Genomic DNA, 20,219 nt, shown 5'->3' on the forward strand with positions numbered 1-20,219 from the left:
TCACCTTGAGAAGAGCGTGATCGGGTTGACGACGTCCGCGGTGATGGTCAGCAGCGTGAACACGCCACCGATCAGGATCACCACGTACGTCAGGGGCATGAGCTTGAGGTAGTCGACGCGCCCCGGGTCGGCGCGGCCGATGCGGGCGTAGAGCCAGGAGCGGGCCCGCTCGAACCAGGCGATGGCGATGTGCCCGCCGTCGAGCGGCAGCAGCGGCAGCAGGTTGAACACGCCGATGAAGAAGTTCAGCGAGACGAAGAGCATGAAGAACAGCAGCCAGGCGTCGTTCTCGACGGCCTCGCCACCGAGCCGGCTGGCGCCGACCACGCTGATCGGGGTGTCGATGTCCCGCTCCTCGCCGGTGATCGCCGCCCACAGGGCGGGGACCTTCTGCGGGATGCGCTTCATCGCCTCGTACGTGTTGACCGCCATGTCGCCCGTGAAGTCGGCGGTCGCGCCGACCGCGCCGACCGGTCCGTACGTGATCCGGGTCGGCGTGCTGGGCACGAGGCCGACGCCGAGCGCGGCGACCGGGGCGACCTGGCCCTTCGGGTCGTCGAGCGGGGGCCGCTGGGTCTGCGCGAGCACCGTGCTGGTCGTGGCCGGCTGCCCGTCGCGCACGTACGCGATCTGCGCCGTGTCGCCCGGCTTGAGGGCGCGCAGCGTGGTGAGCAGCTGCCCGTAGTCGTCGATCGGCGTGCCGTTGATGGCGGTGATCCGGTCGCCGTCGCGCAGTTGCGCCTGGGCGGCGGGGCTGGCCGGGTCGGCGGTGGTGCACTCGCGCAGGGTGTTCTCCGGGACCACGCACTTCGACAGCGCGATGACCGCCGGCTCCTTGCGGATCTCCGCCTCGGTGCTCGGGAACTGCGGGTTGGGCAGGCCGGCGCTGATCGCGATGATCCAGAGGGCGATCACGGCCAGGGCGAAGTGGGTGATCGAGCCCGCGGACATCACGATCGTCCGCTTCCAGACCGGGAACCGCCACATCGCGCGCGGCTCGTCGGCCGGGTCGACGTCGTCGTCCTGGGGGGTCATCCCGACGATCTTGCAGAAGCCGCCGAGGGGGATGCCCTTGACGCCGTACTCGGTCTCGCCCCGCTTGAACGACCAGAGCGTGGGGCCGAAGCCGACGAAGTAGCGGGTGACCTTCATGCCGAAGGCCTTTGCCGTGAGCATGTGCCCCGCCTCGTGCAGGCTCACCGAGACGAGGATCGCGAGGGCGAAGAGCACCACCCCGAGCAGGTACGCCATCAAGCTCCTTCCACCGAACCCGCGATGATGATCTCCTGCGCGTGCGCGCGCGCCCACGACTCCGCCGCGAGCACGTCCTCGACGGTACCCGGTTCGTCGAAATCGGGAGCGTCCTCCACCACCCGCCGGAGGGTGTCGACGATGCCGAGGAAGGGCAGCCGGCCGGCCACGAACGCGGCCACGCACTCCTCGTTCGCCGCGTTGTAGATCGCCGGCCGGCAGCGCCCGGCCTCGCCGGCGGCCTTGGCCAGCGCCACCGCCGGGAACGCCTCGTCGTCCAGCGGCGCGAACTCCCAGGTGTGGGCCGTCGTCCAGTCGACGGCGGCGGCGGCGTCGGGCACCCGGTCGGGCCAGCCGAGGCCGAGCGCGATCGGCAGCCGCATGTCCGGCGGGCTCGCCTGGGCGAGGGTGGACCCGTCCACGAACTCGACCATCGAGTGGATCACCGACTGCGGGTGCACCATCACGGCGATGTCGGCGTACGGCACGTCGAACAGCTCGTGCGCCTCGATCACCTCCAACGCCTTGTTGACCATCGTGGCGGAGTTGATCGTGACGACCGGCCCCATGTTCCAGGTCGGGTGGGCGAGCGCCTGTTCGGGCGTGACCCGCGTCAACTCGTCGCGCCGTTTGCCCCGGAACGGCCCGCCGCTGGCGGTGACGACCAGCCGCCGCACCTCGCCCCGGGCACCGCCGCGCAGGCACTGGGCCAGCGCCGAGTGCTCCGAGTCGACCGGCACGATCTGCTCCGGCCGGGTCACCGCGGCCTTCACGAGCGAGCCGCCGGCGACGAGGGACTCCTTGTTGGCGAGCGCGAGCGTACGCCCGGCGCGCAGCGCGGCCAGGGTCGGCGCGAGCCCGAGCGAGCCGACCACGCCATTGAGCACCACGTCGCAGGGCCACTGCGCCAGCTCGGCCATCGCGTCCGGGCCGGCCACGATCTTGGGCAGCTTGAAGTCGCCGGTGGCCCAGCCGCGCCGGCTCGCCTCGGCGTAGAAGGCGAGCTGGAGGTCCTGCGCGGCGGACGCCTTGGCCACGCCGACCGCGTCGACGCGCAGTTCGAGGGCCTGGGCGGCGAGCAGCTCGACGTTGCCGCCACCGGCGCCGAGCGCCACCACCCGGAACCGGTCCGGGTTGCGCCGGACGATGTCGACGGCCTGTGTGCCGACCGAGCCGGTGGAGCCGAGCAGGACGAGTTCCCGGGGCGAAGTCACCGGGCCATTCTTCCCCAGCGTCGCCGGCCGCCCGCCGGGAGCCTCAGTCCTCGGCCCCGGCCTGCCCCGCCGACACTTCCACACCGTCCTCGGCTGCTTCCTCGTCGAGGAGGTCGGCCGGGTCGACGGCGAACGCGAACGGCTCACTCATGGTGAAGGTGCTGCCGGCCGCCGCCGCGCTGAGCGGTGCGTACTCGCCCTCGGTCAGCTTGAACAGGGCCATGGTCGGCACCCGGTTGCGCAGGTCGACCCGGAGGAAGAAGGGGACACCGGCGGCGGCGTACTCGCGCGGGCGGTCGATCACGTCCTTACGCCGATTACCTGGTGACACGATTTCGCCCAGCAGGACGGCCTGGCCGATCTCGACGGCTGACCGACCACCACCGGAGGACCGGAGCACGGCGACGTCGGGGATGAAGAGGTCCTCACCCGAGACCACGTTGATCTCGGGGTAGGCCCACAGGCCCGCCCGGCGGGCGGCACGGTGCAGGAGATAGGGGAGTTCACGTTCCACCGACTGGTGGTCGACTCCAGCGTGTGGGGTCACGATCACGCTTCCGCTCAGGACCTCAACCTTGGGGCCGTTGGTCTCCGGCAACAGGTCGAGGGCGAGCTGCGCGGTCCACGGCTCGTCGCGCCACCGCAGCACGTCGAACGACGGCTCGGTGGGCTGCGGCGCCGGCTCGGGCGCAAAAGCGGCCTGGGCCATCCGGGCTCACCCCCTCAGCGGGACATTCTGCACAGGTCAGCCTAGCCGCCGCAGCCCTCGCCGCACGCCATCGCACACCTGGTCCGACTTTCTAGCAAGAGCAGGCGCTGGACACGTAGATGTGGCGGGTCTCGTCCTGCGCGTCCCACTGCTGTGCGGGGGCGGCGCCGTCGCACGCCGGTTCGCGGCGGACGGGATGATGCGGATCTACCACCCCTCGAAGACCGACACCGGAGGGCCGGTGAAGGTCGTCCTGGGCGACGACTGGCGGGGCGTGAGGCCCTTCGGCTGAGGTCAGGGCACCGCTGACAGCACGCGACGGGCCCGGAGAGACCACTCTTCAGGCCCGTCGTCGTCTGCGACGCCCGGTTCGCATGCTTCTTTCACCACATAGATGACTGTGGTTGAATCGGGCATGCGAAGAGGTCTCGTCTGGCTGGCGGCCCTGCTGGTCGCCGCTCCCCTGCTCGTCAGCCCGGGCGTGGCCCAGGCCGCCACCACCACACCCTCACTGGTCATCGCCAGCGACTTCCCCGATCCCGACGTCGTCAAGTTCGGCGGCACCTACTACGCGTACTCGACGAACAACGGGCACGGCAACGTCCCCGTCGCCACGGCCAGCTCGCTGACCGGGGCGTGGACCAGGCGAGGAGACGCGATGCCGACCCTCGGCGCCTGGGCCAACGGGGGCCTCACCTGGGCACCCGACGTGTCGCAGCGGGCCGACGGGCGCTACCTGCTCTACTACACCGCCCGCAGCCGGGCCACCGGCCGGCAGTGCATCGGCGCCGCGCTGGCCACGTCACCGCTCGGGCCGTTCGCCTCCGTCGGCACCCAGCCGCTGGTCTGCAACGCCGGCGAGGGCGGCGACATCGACGCGGCGAGCTTCACCGACAGCACCGGGCTGCGTCACCTGCTCTACAAGGACGACGGCAACGCCATCGGCCAGCCGACGAGCCTCTGGCTGCAACGGGTCGCCGCCGACGGCGTGACCCTCCAGGGCGCCCGCGTCGAGCTGCTGCGCAGCGGTCGCGCCGAGGAGGGCGGCATCATCGAGGCGCCGGTGCTGACCAAGGTCGGCGCGCAGTACGTGCTCTTCTACTCGCTCGGCGGTTACGGCGGCGACGGCTACCAGACCAGCTACGCCACGTCGACCTCGCTGACCGGCCCGTACACCAAGGCGTACCGCTCGCTGATGACCACGGCGTCGCTGGACTCGGCCGTGCGGGGGCCGGGCGGCGCGGACGTGGTCCGCGAGGCCGGCGGCGACCACATCGTGTTCCACGGCTGGATCAACAACTACTCCGCCCGCGGCATGTACGTGGCGGCGCTGGGCTGGGCCGGCGGCAACCCCGTGGTGCGGGGGAGCCGGGTGCGGTACGAGGCCGAACGCGGCACGCTCAGCAACTGCGCGGTACGCGCCGCGCCCAACACCTCGCAGGGGCAGGTGGTGGCCTACATCGACCACGCGGACAGCTGGGTCGACGTCACCGTCTTCGCGCCCCGGGCCGGCGGGTACCGCGTCCACGTCGCCTACGCCGCCGGCTACGGCGACGCCCAGCACACGCTGACGGTCAACGGCGCGAACCCGAAGGTCGTCACCTATCCCGACACGGGTTGGGACGTCTGGCGGCAGGTGGGGGTGGACGTCACGCTGAACGCGGGCTTCAACACGCTCCGGTTCACCCACCTGAGCCGCTGGGCGGAACTCGACTTCGTCGAGGTGGCCTAGCGCGCCCCGCCGCGCTCCGCCGGAGGCGCGTGGAGATCTTGGCGGGAAAGTGCCCCTGCGGGGGCCGATTCCTACCAAGATCTCGACGCGGAGCGGGACCGGGGCCGGGCCGCCCCGTCGTACGGACAGCCGCCGCGGGGCCGGGCGTCGAACGGCTCAGTCCCCGGCAGCGGTCAGCACGAAGGTCTCCAGGGACTCGCCGCCGTACCAGTCCGTGCGGCGGCCCACGTGGGTCATGCCGAGCCGGCGGGCCACCGCCATCGACGCGGTGTTGCCCGGCGCCACCACCGCGTAGACCTCGCGGGTGCCGGCGGCCAGTTCCCGCGCCGCCGCCGCCCGGGCGGCCTCGGTGGCGTACCCGTGGCCCCACGAGTCGGGGTGCAGGTGCCAGCCCACCTCGATGTCCCCGGTCGGCACGTTCTCGTCCCGTCCGGGCAGCGGCTTGAGCAGCACCGTGCCGACCACCACGCCGGTGTCGCGCACCTCGATCGCCCACGTGCCGTACCGGTCGCCGTGGTCGGCGTGCCGCGCGCCACGTCGCCAGCCGGTCGGCGGCCTGCGCCGGCGCGGTCAGCGGCAGGCCGGGCGCGCCCAGCCAGCGGGTGACCTCGGGGCGGGAGTAGATGTCGAAGATCCGGTTCAGGTCGGCCGGGTCGGCGGTCCAGTTCCGGACGACCAGGCGTTGCGTGGCGAAGATCCCCATTCCGGCGATCCTAGTGAGCGGTGTCGCCCCGGGAGCGACGAGCGCTCCCACTCAGACGCGACGGGGACCGGTCGGCCGTCCGGGGGCGACGTGCCGTACGGCACCCACGCGGGCGGCGATCTCGTGCGTGACGCGGGGCGGTACGGGGAAAGAAGCCGCGATGGGCGACGGATGGCGATGGGCGAAGCGGATCACCAGTGCGGCGTTCCGCCCGCTGCGGGGGCGGGACCTGTCCCTGCACGCCGCCGCCATCACCTTCTACGGGGCGATCGCCGTGGTGCCGGTGGCCCTGCTGGCGATCTGGCTGACGTCGCTGCTGGCGGGAGCCGAGCGGGTGCGCCGGCTCACCTCGTACGCCGTGGACACGCTGCCGGACGCGATCGGCGCGCCCCACGCGGTGCAGGCGCTGGTCGGGGCCGGGGTGGGGTTGACCCCGTTGCTGGCCCTGGCGTCGTTGCTGCCGGCGTCGCTCTACGGCGAGGGGCTGCGCCGCGCCTTCGTCTCGGTCGCCGTGCCGCGCAGCGAGGAGTCGCTGGTCGGCTGGCGGGGCCGGCTGCTGCTGCTGCCCCTGCTGGCGCCGGCCCCGGCCCTGCTGCTGTCGATCCTGCTCGCGCTGCCCACCACCACCGGGCTGGTACGGCAGGGCGGCTGGACCGGCGCGCTGGGGGTGGTGCTGTCCTTCCTGGCGGTCTGGCTGGTGCTCACCCCGGTGCTGCTCTGGGTGTTCCGGGTGGTCGGCCCCGCGTCGCCGGACTGGCTCTCCGCGCTGGGCGTCGGGTCGTTCACCGCGGCCAACCTGTCGGGCTTCCTGCACGGCTTCGTGCTCTTCGCCTCGCTCCCGATCGACCTGGGGGTGCCGTTCGGGGGCTTCGACGAGATCGGCGCGGGGGTGGCGGTCCTGCTCTGGCTCTACCTCTTCCACGTGATCGTGCTGGCGGGCTACTCCGCCACCCTCGCCCTCTCCCGCTGGCGCGACCGCCGCGCCGGTTGAGCGTGTCGACGGTCAGGGCCGGAACGGGCCGGTGACCTCGTAGGTGATCCCGTCGCTGCCGATGGAACTGCCGGAGGCGCCGCGCTGCGACGAGAAGTAGAGGCGTGACCCGTCCGGGGAGAACGCCGGGCCGGTGATCTCCGAGCCGGACTGGCCGAGGACGCGCAGGAACGGGGCGACCACGCCGGCCCGGGTGATGACGTTGATCTCCATGTCGCCGCCGTCCTCGGCGACGTAGAGATCGCCGCCGGCGGTGCCGGTGATGTTGTCGACGCCGGTCAGCGGCGCCGCCCCGGCCGGCACCAGCGAGTCGTCGTACGCCAGGTCGAGACGCTGGTTGACCGCGTCGTACGCCCACACCCGGTTGTCGCCCTTGGTGGTGAACCAGCAGGTGCCCCGGTCGTACCAGCACCCCTCGCCGCCGTCGAAGTGTCGGGCCGCGCCGACCTGCCGGCGGGTCGGCACCGGGAAGCCGTCCCGGTCCGGCAGGTCGCGCCAGGTCACCGGCCCGGCCACCTGGTCGGCCGGGGCGCAGAGCACCTGCACCTTCCCCGTGCGCAGGTCGCCCCAGGTGTCGGGGACGAAACGGTAGAAGCAGCCGTCGTCCTCGTCCTCGGTCAGGTAGACGACCCGTCGATCCGGGTCGCAGGCGGCCGCCTCGTGGGTGAACCGGCCCATCCGGGTCCGCTCCTCGGCCGCCCGGCTGCCGTCCGGCCAGGTCTCGAACACCCGACCCAACGGGACCTCCTCGCAGGACAGCCAGGTGCCCCAGGGGGTTGCCCCGCCGGCGCAGTTGACGTTGGTCCCGCCGAGGATCCGGTACGCCGCCGCGATCGAGCCGTCGGCCCGGAAGCGCACCGCGGAGGCGCCGCCGACCAGCGGCACCTCGGAGTTGGAGACGTAGATCCAGCCGTCCCCGGCCGGGAAGCAGGCGCCGCCGTCCGGAGCCAGGTGCCACAGGTACGAGGTGCCGGGCACCCGCTGCCCGGATCGGGCGACGACCCGGCTGGTGAAGCCGGCCGGCAACTGGAGGCCGTTGCCGTCGGCGCCGAGCAGGTCGCCGTACGGGCCGGGTCCGGGTTGGGCGGGGGCGGCGAGCGCGGCGCCGGCCCACAGGCTGCCGGCGAAGGCAGCGCCGCCGGCGACGGTGACGCGCAGCAGGGTACGACGGTCCATCGGAGGCTCCCGGAGGGTGCGGGGACGATGCCCCGTCGACGCTAGGGCCGACGGGGCATCGATGGAAGCCTCTATTTGGTGAACGCGGGGCGACGGGCCTCCGGAGCCGCCGGCCCGGGCTCGTCGTCGGACTCCTTGATGCCGAAGCGGCGGTAGACGCGGGCCAGCGGGCCGGGGGCCCACCAGTTCCAGCGGCCCAGCAGCCGCATCGTGGCCGGGACCAGCAGCGCCCGCACCAGCGTCGCGTCCACCACGATCGCCACGATCATGCCGATGCCGATGAGCTTGATGTACGCCATCTCGCCCGTGGCGAAGCCGGCCACCACGATGATCAGCAGCAGCGCCGCTGCCGTGATGATCCGCCCGGTGCGCTGGAGCGCGGTGGCCACCGACGCGGTGTTGTCGCCGGTGCGGTCCCACTCCTCGCGTACCCGGGAGAGCAGGAACACCTCGTAGTCGGTCGCCAGCCCGAAGAGCACGGCGAGCATGAGGATCGGGTTGCTCGGTTCGATGAACCCGGTCGGGGTGAAGCCGAGCAGGTCGGCGAAGTGCCCGTCCTGGAAGATCCAGACGACCACGCCGAACGACGCGCCGATCGACACCAGGTTCATCAGCACCGCCTTGATCGGCAGCACCACCGAGCCGAAGGCGAGGAAGAGCAGGACCAGGATCGCGGCGGCCATCAGCAGGGCCATCCAGGGCAGCCGGTCGGCGAGGCTGTCGATCAGGTCGAGGTCGACGCCGGGCCGGCCGCCGACCAGCACCTCGGCGCCGCCCGGCGCGGGCAGGGCGCGCAGCGCCCGGACCACGTCGTGCGCGGCGTCACCCGTCGGCTCGCCCGGGTAGGTCACCGTCAGCAGCGTCGACGTGCCCCGGTTGGCCGCCACCTGCACCCCGGTCACGCCCGGCACCGCGGCCACCCGGTCGGCGAAGGGCTGCACCTGCTCCGGGGACACCCCGGAGACCAGCACGTCGATCGGCGCGATCGTGCCGCCGGGGAACTCCGCGGCGATCCGCTCGGAGACCACCCGCGGCTCGGCGCTCGCGGGCAGCACCCGGTCGTCGAACCCGCCGAACTCCATCCGCAGGATCGGCGTGGCCAGCAGCAGGAGCAGCACGGACACCCCGACCAGGTAGCGCACCGGGCGGCGCATCACGCTGTGCGCGATCCGGGCCCAGGCGCCGCCCGTCTCCCCCGCCGCCGGCCGCCCACCGCGCGCCCCACGCCGCCACGGCAGCGGTACGCGCAGCGCGTCGATCCGGTGGCCGAGCACCGCGAGCAGGGCCGGCAGCACGGTCAGCGCGGCCAGCATGGCGACCAGCACGGCGGCCATCCCGCCGAGCGCCATCGAGCGCAGGAACGCCTGCGGGAAGATCAACAGGCTGGCCATGGCGGTCGCGATGGTCAGCCCGGAGACCAGCACCGTCCGCCCGGCCGTGGCCATCGTCCGCCGGATCGCGGCCGGGGTGTCCCGGCCGGCGGCCAACTCCTCGCGGAACCGGCTCACCACGAACAGGGCGTAGTCGACCGCCATGCCCAGGCCGATCAGGGTGATGACGTTGATCGCGAACACCGACACGTCGGTGACCATGTTGACCAGCCGGACGGCGACGAACGCGCCGAGGATGGCGAGCCCGCCGATCAGCAGGGGCGTGGAGGCCGCCACCAGCCCGCCGAAGATCAGCACGAGCAGCACCAGCAGCACCGGCATGGAGAGCAGTTCCGCGCGGGTGATGTCCTCGGTGGTCTGCGCGTTCGACTCCTGAAGGGCCGCCGTGGCGCCGCCGACCTCGGTCCGTACGCCGGGCGCCGTCAGGGCGGGCCGCAGTTCCTCGTACGCGGCGGCCTTGTCGTCCTTGTCGGCGGCCCGGAGCTGGATCAGCGCGTAGGTGGCCCGGCGGTCGGTGGAGAGCAGCGCGGGAGCCTGGGTGTCGTACCAGGTGGTGACGCTGGTGATCTCCGATCGCTGGCGCAGCCCGGCGACGGTGGCCGCGACCGGGTCCCGGAAGGCGGGCTCATCGACGGTCGGCCCGTCGCTGGACCAGAGCACGACGAGGTCGGCGCCCTGCGGCCCGAGCTCGCGGGTGATCCGCTCGGCGGCCCGGCTGGACTCGCTCGCCGGGTCGTCGAAGCCGCCACCGGTGAGCTGCCCGAAGACCCCGACCCCCCAGGTGGAGCCGACCGCGACGAGCACCAGGGCGGCGGCCAGCACCGACCAGCGCAGCCGTACGACCATCTGTCCCCACCAGGCGAACATTCGCCTCCCCCTCCGACGACGGCTAGGCTGTGACCATCGCTCATTTGAGTGAACGCCGTTAACTATGGCAACGGCGGTCGATTCGGTCAAGGGAGTCAGCCGGATGGACGCACCGAGCCGACGGGAACGCCTACGCTCGGCGACGGTCGCCGAGATCAAGGACGGGGCTCGGCGGCTGTTGGTGACGGGCGGGGTCGACGCCGTCTCGCTGCGGGCCATCGCCCGCGACATGGGCATGACCGCGCCGGCCATCTACCGCTACTTCCCCAGCCTGGAGGCCCTCGTCGCGGCGCTGGCCGGCGACCTCTACGACGAGCTGCGGCTGCTGCTGGAGGCGGCCCGGGACGACGCCGGCCCCGACCCGGTCGGCCAGCTGCTCACCATGTCCCGGACGTTCCGCGCCTGGTCGGTGGCGCACCCGGCCGAGTTCGGGCTGATCTTCGGTGCCCCCACCCCCGGCCGCAACGCGCTCGACGGCGGCGACGACCAGGGCCACCCCGGTTCCCGCTTCGGCGCGGTCTTCATCCAGCCGATCCTCGACCTGTGGCACCGCTCCCCGTTCCGCACCCCGCCGCCCGAGCTGCTCCGGCAGCGCCTGGGTGGGCGGCGACTGGAGCCGCTGCGGATCAGCCACGGCGAGGTGCCGGTCGAGGTCGCGTACGCCTTCCTCTCCGGCTGGACCCGGCTCTACGGCCTGGTCGCCATGGAGGTCTTCCACCAGTTCGACTGGGCGGTCACCGACGCCGAGGCGCTCTTCGAGCTGGAGCTGGAGACGTTCACCGCCCAGCTGCTGGCCGCCCCACCGACGGACGACCACCCTTCGACGGCCGCCCCGGCGGTGAAGGGCTGACCGGCGGTGGAGGGCCGACCGGGTGGTGAAGGGCTGACCGGCGGCGCCTGCGGGCAGTAGGCTCCCCCGGCATGGGTGACGAGCTACCGACCCGGGCCGACGTGGTGATCGTCGGCGCCGGGCACAACGGTCTGGTGTCCGCGATCCTGCTCGCCCGCGCCGGGCTCGACGTGCTGGTGCTGGAGGCGGCCGACGTCATCGGCGGGGCCACCCGCACCGAGGCGCCGTTCCCCCGGGTGCCGGGGCTACGCCACTCCACCGGGTCGTATCTGCTCGGGCTGATGCCGCCGGAGCTGCTCGCCACGCTGGACGTGCGCATCCCCGTGCTGCGCCGCGACCCGCACTACTTCCTGCCCACCCCCGGTGGCCCCGGCTCGCCCTACCTGCTCTTCGGCAGCGACACGGCGGCCACCCGGGCGCAGCTCGCCGAGTTCTTCTCCCCCGCCGACGTGGCCGCCGACGACGCCCTCCAGGCCGAGCTGGCCGCGCTGCGCGACGACCTCGCCCCCGCCTGGCTGGCCGAGCCGCTGCCCGTCGAGGAGACCGCCGAGCGGTACGTCCGGCCGGCGCTGCGGCAGGTCTTCGTCGACCTCGTCCGCGGCTCGGTCGCCGCGCACCTGGCCCGCTTCGACTTCCGCTCCGAGCTGCTCGTCAGCATGTACGCGGTCACCGACGGCCTCTCCGGGCTCAACGCCGGCCCCGACGACCCGGGCACGGGGCACAACTTCCTCGTCCACAACATGTGCCGGCTGCCCGGCTCCGACGGCACGTGGATGATCGCCGAGGGCGGGATGGGCACCGTGTCGCGTACCTTCGCCGACGCCGCCCGCGCCGCCGGCGCGACGATCCGCACCGGCACGCCGGTCAGCGCGATCGCCCTGGACGGCGGCGCGGCCAGTGGGGTCGTCCTCGCCGACGGGCGGGAGGTCGCCGCGCGGGTGGTGCTCGGCGCCTGCGACCCGTACCGGCTGATGGACCTGCTGCCCGACGGCGCGCTCCCGGCGCCGCTGGCCGAGCGGATGACGGCGGTCCGCCGCCCCGGCACCACCCTCAAGCTCAACCTGGCGCTGACCGGCCTGCCCCGGTTCTCCTGCCTGCCCGAGGGCGCGCCCAGCCCGTTCGGCTCGACGATCCACCTGCTGCCCGGCTCGGACTCGCTGACCGGCGGGGGCGGGGAGTCGCCGATGACGGCGCTGCGCGCCATGTGGGCGGACGTGCAGGCGGGGCGGCTGCCCGACGAGCCGACCATCGAGTGGTACCTGCACACCACCGTCGACGAGTCGCTGTCCGACGGCCGGGGGCACCACTCGTCGGCGCTCTTCGTGCAGTCGGTGCCGTACGCGCTGGCCGACACCACCTGGGACGAGGCGCTGCCCGGCTACGTCGACCGGCTGGTCGGCATCTGCGAGCGGTACGCCCCCGGCACGGGTGACCTGATCGCCGACGCGGTGCCGCTGCCGCCGCCCGGCATCGAGGCGCACTTCGGCATCACCGGCGGGCACATCCACCACGTCGACAACACCGTCTCGTTCACCGACCGGATGCCGTACGCCACCGGCGTCGACGGCGTCTACGCGGGCAGCGCCGGCTGCCACCCGGCCGGCAGCGTCATCGGCGCCGCCGGCCACAACGCCGCCCGCCGCATCCTCACCGACCTGGCCCGCTGACCCGCTTCGGAGCTAGCTGAGGACCTCGCCGGCGGGGGCGGGGGTTTCGGCGTCGACGCGGTGGGCGCGGACCTTGTGCCCGACGCTGGTCAGGCAGCGGCCGCTGGGCAGGTCGAACCGCCAGCCGTGCAGCTGGCAGGTGAGCTGGTCGCCGTCGACGATGCCGAACCGGGTCAGGTCGGCCTTCAGGTGCGGGCAGCGCCGCTGCACCACCCAGTCGCCGAGGGTGATGTCCTCGGCGTCGCTGGAGCGCTCGTGCTCGTCGTACCAGCCCTCGGCGTACTGGAGGCGCTCGGTGGAGAGGCACTTGAAGAACGCGTAGACGAACTCGTTGTACTGGCCGATCCGGGCCGCCGAGAAGCGGCAGGAGAGGAAGAGCGAGTTGACCCAGTCCACCTCGCCGATGTGCAGCAGGTGCTCGATCAGCGCCCGCTCCGTACGGAACCGGTAGCGGACCTTCTCGTCGGCGTACGGGCGGACCTGCTTGCCGGGGAAGTCCACCACGATGGATTCGACGGTCTCCCCGCCCGAGCTGTCGGTGCCCACCAGGTCGAAGCGGACCGGGCCGCCGACCCCCTTGGCCAGGTAGATCGACTCGTCCAGCAGCGGCTCGATCCGGCGCTGCATCTCCTTGAGCACGTCCACCTCGGGGTGGCGCCAGGACGCCTTCTCCGCCTCGATGACCGGCCGCTTGCGCTCGCGCATCTCCTCCAGGTGGGCGACCTTGTTCGCGAAGAACTCCTCCACCGGCACCGGGTGACTGGTCTCGCAGCTCTCGGTGGTGATCTCCGCGACGCTGCCCGGGAGCAGCACGACGCCGTTGGTGCCGCCGACCTTGGCGTACTCGCTCAGGAAGACCGACTGGTCGGGGAAGATGTTGCCCTCGTCGCCGTGGATGTCGTTGAACTGCCACAGCTCGTCGTCGAGGAAGCACGGCGGGCCGGCGATCGGGAAGACGTGGTCGGCCTTCAGGTCGTCGATGTAGCGCCAGGTGCGGTCGAACTGCCGGTCCCGCTTCTGCTTGCCGAACGCCGTCTTCGCCGCCTGCGGCAGCTCGTAGACCATCGGGTACCAGATCGCGCCGGAGAACTGGAGCATGTGCGCGTGCACGTGCCCCAGCTCGGCGAAGACACCCAGGTCGGTGGGGCGGGCGTCGTTCTGGTTGAGCAGCCGGACGCCGTCGTACTCCACCCAGAGCGAGGAGTCGCCGATCGGGCCGTCGGTCGGGCTGGTCAGCGCCTGAATCATGATCTTCAGGCCGCCGTCCAGCTCCACGACCTGCTCGTTCGGCGCCTTGAGGAACTTGGTGAAGCCCAACTCCCGCAGCTCGTCCTCCATCTCGGAGGTGGGGAACGCGGGCAGCAGCACGGTGGCGTCCTTCGACACGAAGCGCTTCAGGTGCGCCGCGTCGAAGTGGTCCCGGTGCAGGTGGGAGACGTAGAGGTAGTCGACGTCGCCGAGGGCCTCCCAGTCGAGCAGCGAGTTGTCCGGAAACGGAAACCAGGAGGCGAAGTAGGCCGGATTGACCCACGGGTCGCACAGGATGCTGCCCGCGGCCGTGTCGATCCGCATGCTGGCGTGTCCCGTACCGGTCACTCGCACCGCAGTTCCCCCTCAAAACGACAAACAAGGTGTACGCCAGAAACGCTACCGGAGGGAGTCTGGCCACCCACCCGCGACGCCGGTAGTGCCGATGCGCCCGGGTGACGTCGGGACCTTGGTCCCCCGCCCGCCACCCTCGTACGCCCTCCGGCTGACGCCCGTCTCGACCGGGCGGATCGTGCGGTCCGCCCCATCGGTCGGACCCAGCGCCGGGCCCGGCACGGGGCGTGCCAGACTAACCGGAGATCCGATCGCGAGGGAAGGACCGACAGTGGCAGGAAGCGAGCCGGTAACGTCGCCAGACCAGCACAAGCCCGGGCACCGCAAGTCCGGGCGGATCGGTGCGGTGGTCTCCGCGCTGGCCCTGTTGGCGATGCTCTGCGGCAACCACGAGGGCATGGTCGAGAACATCTGGCTGATCGGCCTGGCCGTGCTGCTGCTGGTCATCGTCATCGGCGACGCCGTGCTGCGGCGCAACGGCCTGCGGTCCTGACGCACCCGCGCCAGCCGGCGTCGCACCGGTCCGCGCGCCGGAGACCACACGCACGAGGGCCCGCCCCCGATCGGGGAGCGGGCCCTCGCCGTACGCGGATCAGCGCCCGAACAGGATGTCCTGCACGTCCTTGAGCGCGGCGTCGACCTCGGCCTCGAAGTAGCCGCCCGGCACCAGCGGGAAGCGCAGCGTGTCCAGCTCCTTCGGGTTCACGGGCATCGCGTTGCGGCCCTGCATGCCCCCCAGCAACGTGTCGAAGAACCGGTCGACCTGGTCCGGGTCGTAGCCGCTGCCGAACCGGCGCACCTGGAAGCTGCGACGGATCTGGTCGACGCGGTAGAGGTCGCTGCCGGGCGGGCCAGCCATCGGCGGACCGACCATCGGCGGCGGGCCACCGACCGGGGGGCCGCCGACCGGAGGGCCACCCACGGGCGGGCCGGCGTTCGGCGGGCCACCGAAGCCCGGCTGCGGGGGCGGGCCGGCCGGGCCGCGGTCCCGCAGGTCGCGCAGGTCGCGTTCCGGCATACGGATCTCGGCGGTCATGTCGGCGCGAGCGCGCCGGCCGGCCTCGAACCCGTCGAAACGCGGCTCGTCGCCGTAGCCACCGGGACCATCGCCGTAGTTGCCGGGACGGTCGCCGTAGCCGCCACCCGGACCGTCGCCGTAACCACCACCCGGACGGTCGCCGTAGCCGCCGCCGGGGCCGTCGCCGTAGCCGCCACCCGGACGGTCGCCGTAGCCGCCACCCGGGCCGTCGCCGTAGCCGGTGGGGCCGGCGGGAAGGCCGCGCGGCGGCGGGCCGCCCTGGCCCATCGGGCCGCCCGGTCCCATCGGGCCGGGGCCGCCCGGGCCGCGCGGCGGCTCGTAGCCGCCGCGGGGCCCGTCGTATCCGCCGGCGAAGGCGCCGGTGGGCTCGTCGTAGCGGCCGTAGCGGTCGGCGGGCGGCCCGGCCTGCGCGGGCATCGCCCGGGGCGGCATCGGCTGCGGGACCGGCGACATGCCGCGATCGTCACGCGCCGGCGGCCCCATCCGGTCCGGCGGGCCCAGGCGGTCGGGCGGGCCCAGGCGGTCTGCGTCCCGGGGGTCGCCGCCGCGTCCGCCGACGCCGCCGCGCTCCTCCAGCTCGGCCAACTGCCGCTCGACCCGGTCGAGGTGCAGGTCGACCTGCCACTCGTCGTAGCCGTTGAAGCGGACCCGGAAGACGACGTCGTGGACCTCTTGGGAGGCGACGGGCGCACCCACGGGCCGGCCGTCGAGCGTCGCCTCGACCCGGTCCAGGAAGGCATCGACCTCGTCGACCTTGTATCCCCGGCGGAGCGCCTTACGCCGGAAACGCTGACCCTGACTCGCCACTATGTCTCCTGGTCTCGTTCGCTACGCCCGGTCACGCCTTCTCCCCGGCCCGGTCGGTGTCCATGTCCTCGGCGGCGGCGAGCTGCCCACACGCTCCGTCGATCTCGCGACCCCGGGTGTCCCGTACCGTCGTCGACACCCCGGCCTCCCGCAACCGCCGGACGAACTCGCGCTCGACCGGCTTCGGGCTGGCGTCCCAACGGCTGCCCGGAGTCGGGTTCAGGGGGATGAGGTTCACGTGGGTCAGCTTCCCGGCCAGCAGCCGCCCGAGCAGATCGGCTCTCCACGGCTGGTCGTTCACGTCTCTGATCATCGCGTACTCGATCGACACGCGACGCCCCGTGCGGTCCGCGTAGTCCCAGGCCGCATCCAGCACCTCGGACACCTTCCAGCGCTGGTTGACCGGCACGAGTTCGTCGCGCAGCTCATCATCGGGGGCGTGCAGCGACAGCGCAAGGGTCACCGAGAGGTCTTCGCTGGCCAGTCGGCGGATGGCCGGGACCAGCCCGACCGTGGAGACCGTGATGTGGCGCTGCGACAGCCCGAGCCCCTCGGGCGCCGGGGCGACCAGCCGACGGATCGCCGCGACCACCCGGGAGTAGTTGGCCAGCGGCTCGCCCATGCCCATGAAGACCACGTGCGACAGGCGCGGCGGCGAACCTGCCACCGCTCCGGAGGCGGCCACCCCAGCCAGGTAGACCGCCTGGTCGACGATCTCGGCGGTGGAGAGGTTGCGGGTGAGCCCCGCCTGGCCCGTCGCGCAGAACGGACAAGCCATGCCGCAGCCGGCCTGGCTGGAGATGCAGACGGTGACGCGGTCCGGGTAGCCCATCAGCACGCTCTCCACCAGCGAGCCGTCGTGCAGCCGCCAGAGCGCCTTGCGGGTCGCGCCGTCGTCGCACGCCAGCTCCCGGACCGGGGTGAGCAGCCGGGGCAGCAGCTGGTCGGCGAGCTTCTCGCGGGTGGCGGCCGGCAGGTCGGTCATCTGCCCCGGATCGCGCACCAGGCGACCGAAGTAGTGGGTGGAGACCTGCTTGGCGCGGAACGCCGGCTCCCCCAGCTCGGCGACCAGGGCCCGGCGGCCGGCGAGGTCGAGATCGGCGAGGTGACGGGGAGGCATCGCGGGCCGCCGCCCGGGGGCGTCGGGGTCTGCGGGGATCAGGGGCAGGCTCGTCATGGCCCGTCCAGTCTGTCACGCCGGACTGTCGACACACCTGTCCGGAGGTGGCGAATCGCCCTCCGCCGCCCGGGCGGGACCGCTGACGACGGGTGATTCACGCCTCACTCCAGCACCGGGACGAAGACTGCCAGGAGCAGGTACGCGGTCGGCAACGCGAAGAGGATCGAGTCCAACCGGTCCATCAGGCCGCCGTGGCCCGGGAGCAGGTTGCTCATGTCCTTGACCCCGAGATCACGCTTGATCATGGATTCGGCGAGGTCGCCGAGGACGGCGGCGCCGGAGACCGCCAGCCCGAAGAGCGCGCCCCACCACGGGGCCACGTCGAGCAGCAGCCAGAGCAGCAGGGCGCTGCCCAGCGCCGCGGCGGTGACCGAGCCGGCGAAGCCCTCCCAGGACTTCTTCGGGCTCACCGAGGGGGCCATCGGATGCTTGCCGAAGTTGACGCCGGCCGCGTACCCGCCGGTGTCGGAGAGGACCACCGCGGCCAGCGTCACCAGCACCCGCAGATGCCCGTCCTCGGGCGCCGCCGCCAGCAGCGCGGCGAACCCGCCGAGGAACGGCACGTACACGGCGATGAGGGTGGCGGCGGTCAGGTCCCGCTGGAAGCCGCCCGGCCCGTCGCCGAGTCGCCAGACCATGGTGCCCAGCACGGTCACCAGCAGGCCGAGGCTCAGCGCGTCGGGACCGGAGAACCAGGCCAGCCCGACGGTGAGCACCCCGCCGGCGATCAGCGGCACCAGCGGCGGGTGCGCGCCGCTGCGGCGTACCGCCCGGGCCATCTCCCAGATGCCGACGCCGACCGCCGCGGCCACCACCACCAGGAAGACGGGCGGATAGAAGAAGAGCGGCACCACGACCAGGGCAGCGAGGGCCACGCCGACGGCGATGGCCGCCGGCAGGTTGCGTCCGGCCCGGCTCGGGGCGGACTGCTGGGTCGGTGGCCGGTCGAGACCGGCCCGGCGCCGGCCGCGCTGCCGGCGGCCCGGGGGCGGCGCGGGGATCGGCTCCGGCTCGACGTCGCGGACCGGCTCTAGCTGGGTGGTCGGGTAGTCGGAGTCGTCGGGGTCGCGATGGCCGTTCGACGTGGCCGCGTCACCGCCCGCCGGCATCCCGGCCTGCGGGCGGGGGCGGGCCGGCGCCTCGGCGTACGCGTCGGGGAGGACGGCGGGACCGCGGTGCCACTGGCCCGGCTCGATCTCGGGCTCCGGCCAGGGAAGGGCGGGCGCCGGTGCGGGGGTGTCGGGACGGTCCCAGCCGCGGGGCTCGGCGCTACCGTGGGGCTCGAGGTGGGACATCACGCACCGAGCGGGACCGGTACGAGATCCACCGACTGACGCACAACCACAACCATTCCCCTACCCGCGCGACTGTTCCGTCCGGTTGACCCGCCCGACGGCCGGCCGATCCCCACCGTTCACCGCAGGGTGGCCGGGAATCCTGCCGAGCCTACTGCACCCACCGATTCCTCACGTCGGACCGGGCCCGTGACGGCCCTCGGACGTCGGTGGCACCGGGCCCCGCCGCCCGAGCGGACGGCGGAGCGCCGGTGCCACGATGCCGTCGTCGGCGGCGGAGGCCGGCGTACGACTCACACCTCGAGGAGTTCGTTCTCCTTGTGCTTGACCAGGTCGTCGACGGCGGCGACGAAGCGCTGGGTCAGGTCGTCGAGTTCCTTCTCGGCGCGGCGGCCGTCGTCCTCGCCGACCTCGCCGTCCTTGACGAGCCGGTCCAGCTCCTCCTTGCCCTTGCGGCGGATGTTGCGGATGGCCACCTTGGCCTCCTCACCCTTGTGCCGGGCGACCTTGATCATTTCTCGGCGGCGCTCCTCGGTCATCTGCGGGAGCAGGATGCGGAGCTGGTTGCCCTCGTTGTTCGGGTTGGCGCCGAGGTCGGAGTCGCGGATCGCCTTCTCCATGGCGTTGATCTGCGAGTTGTCGTACGGCTTGATGATCACCATGCGCGGCTCGGGGACCCCGATGGACGCCATCTGGGGCAGCGGCGTAGGGCTGCCGTAGTAGTCGATGATGATCTTGGAGAACATGGCGGCGTTGGCGCGACCGGTACGGATCGCGCCGAACTCCTCCTTGGCGTGCTCGATGGCACGCTCCATCTTCTCCTCGGCCTCGAGGAGGGTGTCGTCGATCACCGGTCTCCTCGCCTCCTTCTGTGCTCGTCGTGGGCTTGTCGTGTCGGAGGGACCGCTGAGGTCGGGGTCACGCGACCGCTCAGGCGGTGATCAGGGTGCCGATCTTGTCGCCACCCACGGCCCGGATGATGGTGTCGTCGCCCTGCGCGCCGAAGACCAGCATCGGCAGGCCGTTCTCCATGCACAGGCTGAACGCGGCGGCGTCGGCCACCCGCAGGTTACGCCGCAGCACCTCGGAGAAGGTGATCGAGTCGAACTTGCTGGCGGTCGGGTCGATCCGCGGGTCGGCGGTGTAGACGCCGTCCACGCCGTTCTTGCTCATCAGCACCACGTCGGCGCGGATCTCCAGCGCCCGCTGGGCGGCCACCGTGTCGGTGGAGAAGTACGGCATGCCGGCGCCCGCGCCGAAGATCACCACGCGGCCCTTCTCCAGGTGCCGGATGGCGCGCAGCGGGATGTACGGCTCGGCGACCTGGGCCATCGTGATCGCGCTCTGCACGCGCGTCTCGATGCCCTCCTTCTCGAGGAAGTCCTGCAGGGCGAGGCAGTTCATCACGGTGCCGAGCATGCCCATGTAGTCGGCCCGGGCCCGGTCCATGCCGCGCTTCTGCAGCTCGGCACCCCGGAAGAAGTTGCCGCCGCCGACCACCACCGACACCTGCACGCCGCGGCGGACCACGGTGGCGATCTGCCGGGCGATGGCCTGCACGACGTCCGGGTCCACCCCGATCGCGCCCCCGCCGAACACCTCACCGGAGAGCTTCAGCACCACCCGGCGGGCCCGGCCGGGAGGTGGCGCCGTCGGATCGTCCGCCGCCAGACTCCGGTCACTCACAACCTGCGTCATCCGCCCGCCCTTCCCCATGCGCACGTCCCGTACGCCCCGTAACCGCG

General features: G+C 72.8%; 18 protein-coding genes. 6 read left to right on the forward strand and 12 right to left on the reverse strand.

Annotated elements, in window-relative coordinates:
• The 3 genes from GA0070610_RS20360 to GA0070610_RS20370 are packed head-to-tail and all read right to left on the reverse strand — an operon-like array spanning position 1 to position 3,174.
• The gene (locus GA0070610_RS20360; RefSeq protein WP_089001520.1) at positions 1 to 1,251 is read right to left on the reverse strand and encodes a M50 family metallopeptidase; all 1,251 of its coding nucleotides are present in this window, start codon (positions 1,249 to 1,251) and stop codon (positions 1 to 3) included.
• Positions 1,251 to 2,465 carry a 1-deoxy-D-xylulose-5-phosphate reductoisomerase gene (dxr, locus tag GA0070610_RS20365; RefSeq protein WP_089001521.1) on the reverse strand — a complete coding sequence of 405 codons (1,215 nt, stop codon included), beginning with the start codon at positions 2,463 to 2,465 and terminating at the stop codon, positions 1,251 to 1,253. The genes GA0070610_RS20360 and dxr overlap by 1 nt, the downstream gene beginning before the upstream one ends.
• Before the next feature lie 43 nt (positions 2,466 to 2,508).
• Positions 2,509 to 3,174 carry a Uma2 family endonuclease gene (locus GA0070610_RS20370; RefSeq protein ID WP_089001522.1) on the reverse strand — a complete coding sequence of 222 codons (666 nt, stop codon included), beginning with the start codon at positions 3,172 to 3,174 and terminating at the stop codon, positions 2,509 to 2,511.
• 121 nt (positions 3,175 to 3,295) lie between these two features.
• Between GA0070610_RS20370 and GA0070610_RS30600 the strand changes: the two genes are divergently transcribed.
• Together GA0070610_RS30600 and GA0070610_RS20375 are read left to right on the forward strand one after the other, a co-directional pair.
• Positions 3,296 to 3,466: a hypothetical protein gene (locus GA0070610_RS30600; protein ID WP_157747191.1), complete on the forward strand. Its 171-nt coding sequence runs from the start codon at positions 3,296 to 3,298 to the stop codon at positions 3,464 to 3,466.
• A 123-nt stretch (positions 3,467 to 3,589) separates the two neighbouring features.
• Positions 3,590 to 4,906, forward strand: a complete 1,317-nt coding sequence (locus tag GA0070610_RS20375; protein WP_089001523.1) for a family 43 glycosylhydrolase — start codon at positions 3,590 to 3,592, stop codon at positions 4,904 to 4,906.
• Positions 4,907 to 5,062: 156 nt separating this feature from the next.
• Here the strand turns inward: GA0070610_RS20375 and GA0070610_RS31805 are convergent, their stop codons facing one another.
• Complete coding sequence (locus GA0070610_RS31805; RefSeq protein ID WP_331716471.1) at positions 5,063 to 5,389, reverse strand: GNAT family N-acetyltransferase; 327 nt, start codon at positions 5,387 to 5,389, stop codon at positions 5,063 to 5,065.
• Between the two features lie 380 nt (positions 5,390 to 5,769).
• On the opposite strand from GA0070610_RS31805, the gene GA0070610_RS20385 reads away from it, so the two are divergent.
• Complete coding sequence (locus tag GA0070610_RS20385) at positions 5,770 to 6,600, forward strand: YhjD/YihY/BrkB family envelope integrity protein (protein WP_089001524.1); 831 nt, start codon at positions 5,770 to 5,772, stop codon at positions 6,598 to 6,600.
• A 12-nt stretch (positions 6,601 to 6,612) separates the two neighbouring features.
• On the opposite strand, the gene GA0070610_RS20390 is transcribed toward GA0070610_RS20385, so the two are convergent.
• Positions 6,613 to 7,776, reverse strand: coding sequence for an alkaline phosphatase PhoX (locus GA0070610_RS20390; protein ID WP_089001525.1), 1,164 nt, complete (start codon positions 7,774 to 7,776; stop codon positions 6,613 to 6,615).
• Between the two features lie 71 nt (positions 7,777 to 7,847).
• On the reverse strand, positions 7,848 to 10,034 hold the full coding sequence (locus GA0070610_RS20395) for an MMPL family transporter (protein WP_089001526.1): 2,187 nt from the start codon (positions 10,032 to 10,034) through the stop codon (positions 7,848 to 7,850).
• Between the two features lie 103 nt (positions 10,035 to 10,137).
• Here GA0070610_RS20395 and GA0070610_RS20400 point away from each other — a divergent pair, with 103 nt between their 5' ends.
• The gene (locus GA0070610_RS20400) at positions 10,138 to 10,884 is read left to right on the forward strand and encodes a TetR/AcrR family transcriptional regulator (protein WP_172896563.1); all 747 of its coding nucleotides are present in this window, start codon (positions 10,138 to 10,140) and stop codon (positions 10,882 to 10,884) included.
• A 71-nt stretch (positions 10,885 to 10,955) separates the two neighbouring features.
• Positions 10,956 to 12,551, forward strand: a complete 1,596-nt coding sequence (locus tag GA0070610_RS20405; RefSeq protein WP_089001528.1) for a phytoene desaturase family protein — start codon at positions 10,956 to 10,958, stop codon at positions 12,549 to 12,551.
• Between the two features lie 12 nt (positions 12,552 to 12,563).
• On the opposite strand, the gene GA0070610_RS20410 is transcribed toward GA0070610_RS20405, so the two are convergent.
• Complete coding sequence (locus tag GA0070610_RS20410; protein WP_089001529.1) at positions 12,564 to 14,153, reverse strand: Rieske 2Fe-2S domain-containing protein; 1,590 nt, start codon at positions 14,151 to 14,153, stop codon at positions 12,564 to 12,566.
• Between the two features lie 271 nt (positions 14,154 to 14,424).
• On the opposite strand from GA0070610_RS20410, the gene GA0070610_RS20415 reads away from it, so the two are divergent.
• Complete coding sequence (locus tag GA0070610_RS20415; protein WP_089001530.1) at positions 14,425 to 14,646, forward strand: DUF2631 domain-containing protein; 222 nt, start codon at positions 14,425 to 14,427, stop codon at positions 14,644 to 14,646.
• A 99-nt stretch (positions 14,647 to 14,745) separates the two neighbouring features.
• Here GA0070610_RS20415 and GA0070610_RS20420 read toward each other — a convergent pair whose 3' ends face one another.
• The 5 genes from GA0070610_RS20420 to pyrH all read right to left on the reverse strand — a co-directional run bounded on the left by GA0070610_RS20420 (position 14,746) and on the right by pyrH (position 20,172).
• Positions 14,746 to 15,999, reverse strand: coding sequence for a DivIVA domain-containing protein (locus GA0070610_RS20420; protein ID WP_089001531.1), 1,254 nt, complete (start codon positions 15,997 to 15,999; stop codon positions 14,746 to 14,748).
• Positions 16,000 to 16,030: 31 nt separating this feature from the next.
• Entirely contained in the window at positions 16,031 to 17,176 is a 1,146-nt protein-coding gene (rlmN, locus tag GA0070610_RS20425; protein ID WP_089001532.1) for a 23S rRNA (adenine(2503)-C(2))-methyltransferase RlmN, read from the reverse strand.
• A gap of 104 nt (positions 17,177 to 17,280) precedes the next feature.
• Complete coding sequence (locus GA0070610_RS20430; RefSeq protein ID WP_089001533.1) at positions 17,281 to 18,474, reverse strand: phosphatidate cytidylyltransferase; 1,194 nt, start codon at positions 18,472 to 18,474, stop codon at positions 17,281 to 17,283.
• Between the two features lie 293 nt (positions 18,475 to 18,767).
• Positions 18,768 to 19,325, reverse strand: a complete 558-nt coding sequence (gene frr / locus GA0070610_RS20435) for a ribosome recycling factor (RefSeq protein ID WP_089001534.1) — start codon at positions 19,323 to 19,325, stop codon at positions 18,768 to 18,770.
• A 79-nt stretch (positions 19,326 to 19,404) separates the two neighbouring features.
• A complete protein-coding gene (gene pyrH / locus GA0070610_RS20440; RefSeq protein ID WP_089001535.1) occupies positions 19,405 to 20,172 on the reverse strand; it encodes a UMP kinase in 768 nt (255 codons plus the stop codon).
• Positions 20,173 to 20,219 lie beyond the last annotated feature (47 nt).

The sequence above is a fragment of the Micromonospora echinofusca genome (assembly GCF_900091445.1).
Lineage (GTDB): Bacteria > Actinomycetota > Actinomycetes > Mycobacteriales > Micromonosporaceae > Micromonospora > Micromonospora echinofusca.

Excerpts from the sequence above, each read along its gene's own strand:
- rlmN (WP_089001532.1), bottom strand. The coding sequence starts at position 17,176 with ATGACGAGCCTGCCCCTGATCCCCGCAGACCCCGACGCCCCCGGGCGG.
- GA0070610_RS20360 (WP_089001520.1), bottom strand. The coding sequence starts at position 1,251 with ATGGCGTACCTGCTCGGGGTGGTGCTCTTCGCCCTCGCGATCCTCGTC.
- pyrH (WP_089001535.1), bottom strand. The coding sequence starts at position 20,172 with ATGACGCAGGTTGTGAGTGACCGGAGTCTGGCGGCGGACGATCCGACG.
- GA0070610_RS20385 (WP_089001524.1), top strand. The coding sequence starts at position 5,770 with ATGGGCGACGGATGGCGATGGGCGAAGCGGATCACCAGTGCGGCGTTC.
- GA0070610_RS20405 (WP_089001528.1), top strand. The coding sequence starts at position 10,956 with ATGGGTGACGAGCTACCGACCCGGGCCGACGTGGTGATCGTCGGCGCC.
- GA0070610_RS20390 (WP_089001525.1), bottom strand. The coding sequence starts at position 7,776 with ATGGACCGTCGTACCCTGCTGCGCGTCACCGTCGCCGGCGGCGCTGCC.
- GA0070610_RS20370 (WP_089001522.1), bottom strand. The coding sequence starts at position 3,174 with ATGGCCCAGGCCGCTTTTGCGCCCGAGCCGGCGCCGCAGCCCACCGAG.
- GA0070610_RS20430 (WP_089001533.1), bottom strand. The coding sequence starts at position 18,474 with ATGTCCCACCTCGAGCCCCACGGTAGCGCCGAGCCCCGCGGCTGGGAC.
- GA0070610_RS20375 (WP_089001523.1), top strand. The coding sequence starts at position 3,590 with ATGCGAAGAGGTCTCGTCTGGCTGGCGGCCCTGCTGGTCGCCGCTCCC.
- GA0070610_RS20395 (WP_089001526.1), bottom strand. The coding sequence starts at position 10,034 with ATGTTCGCCTGGTGGGGACAGATGGTCGTACGGCTGCGCTGGTCGGTG.
- GA0070610_RS20400 (WP_172896563.1), top strand. The coding sequence starts at position 10,138 with ATGGACGCACCGAGCCGACGGGAACGCCTACGCTCGGCGACGGTCGCC.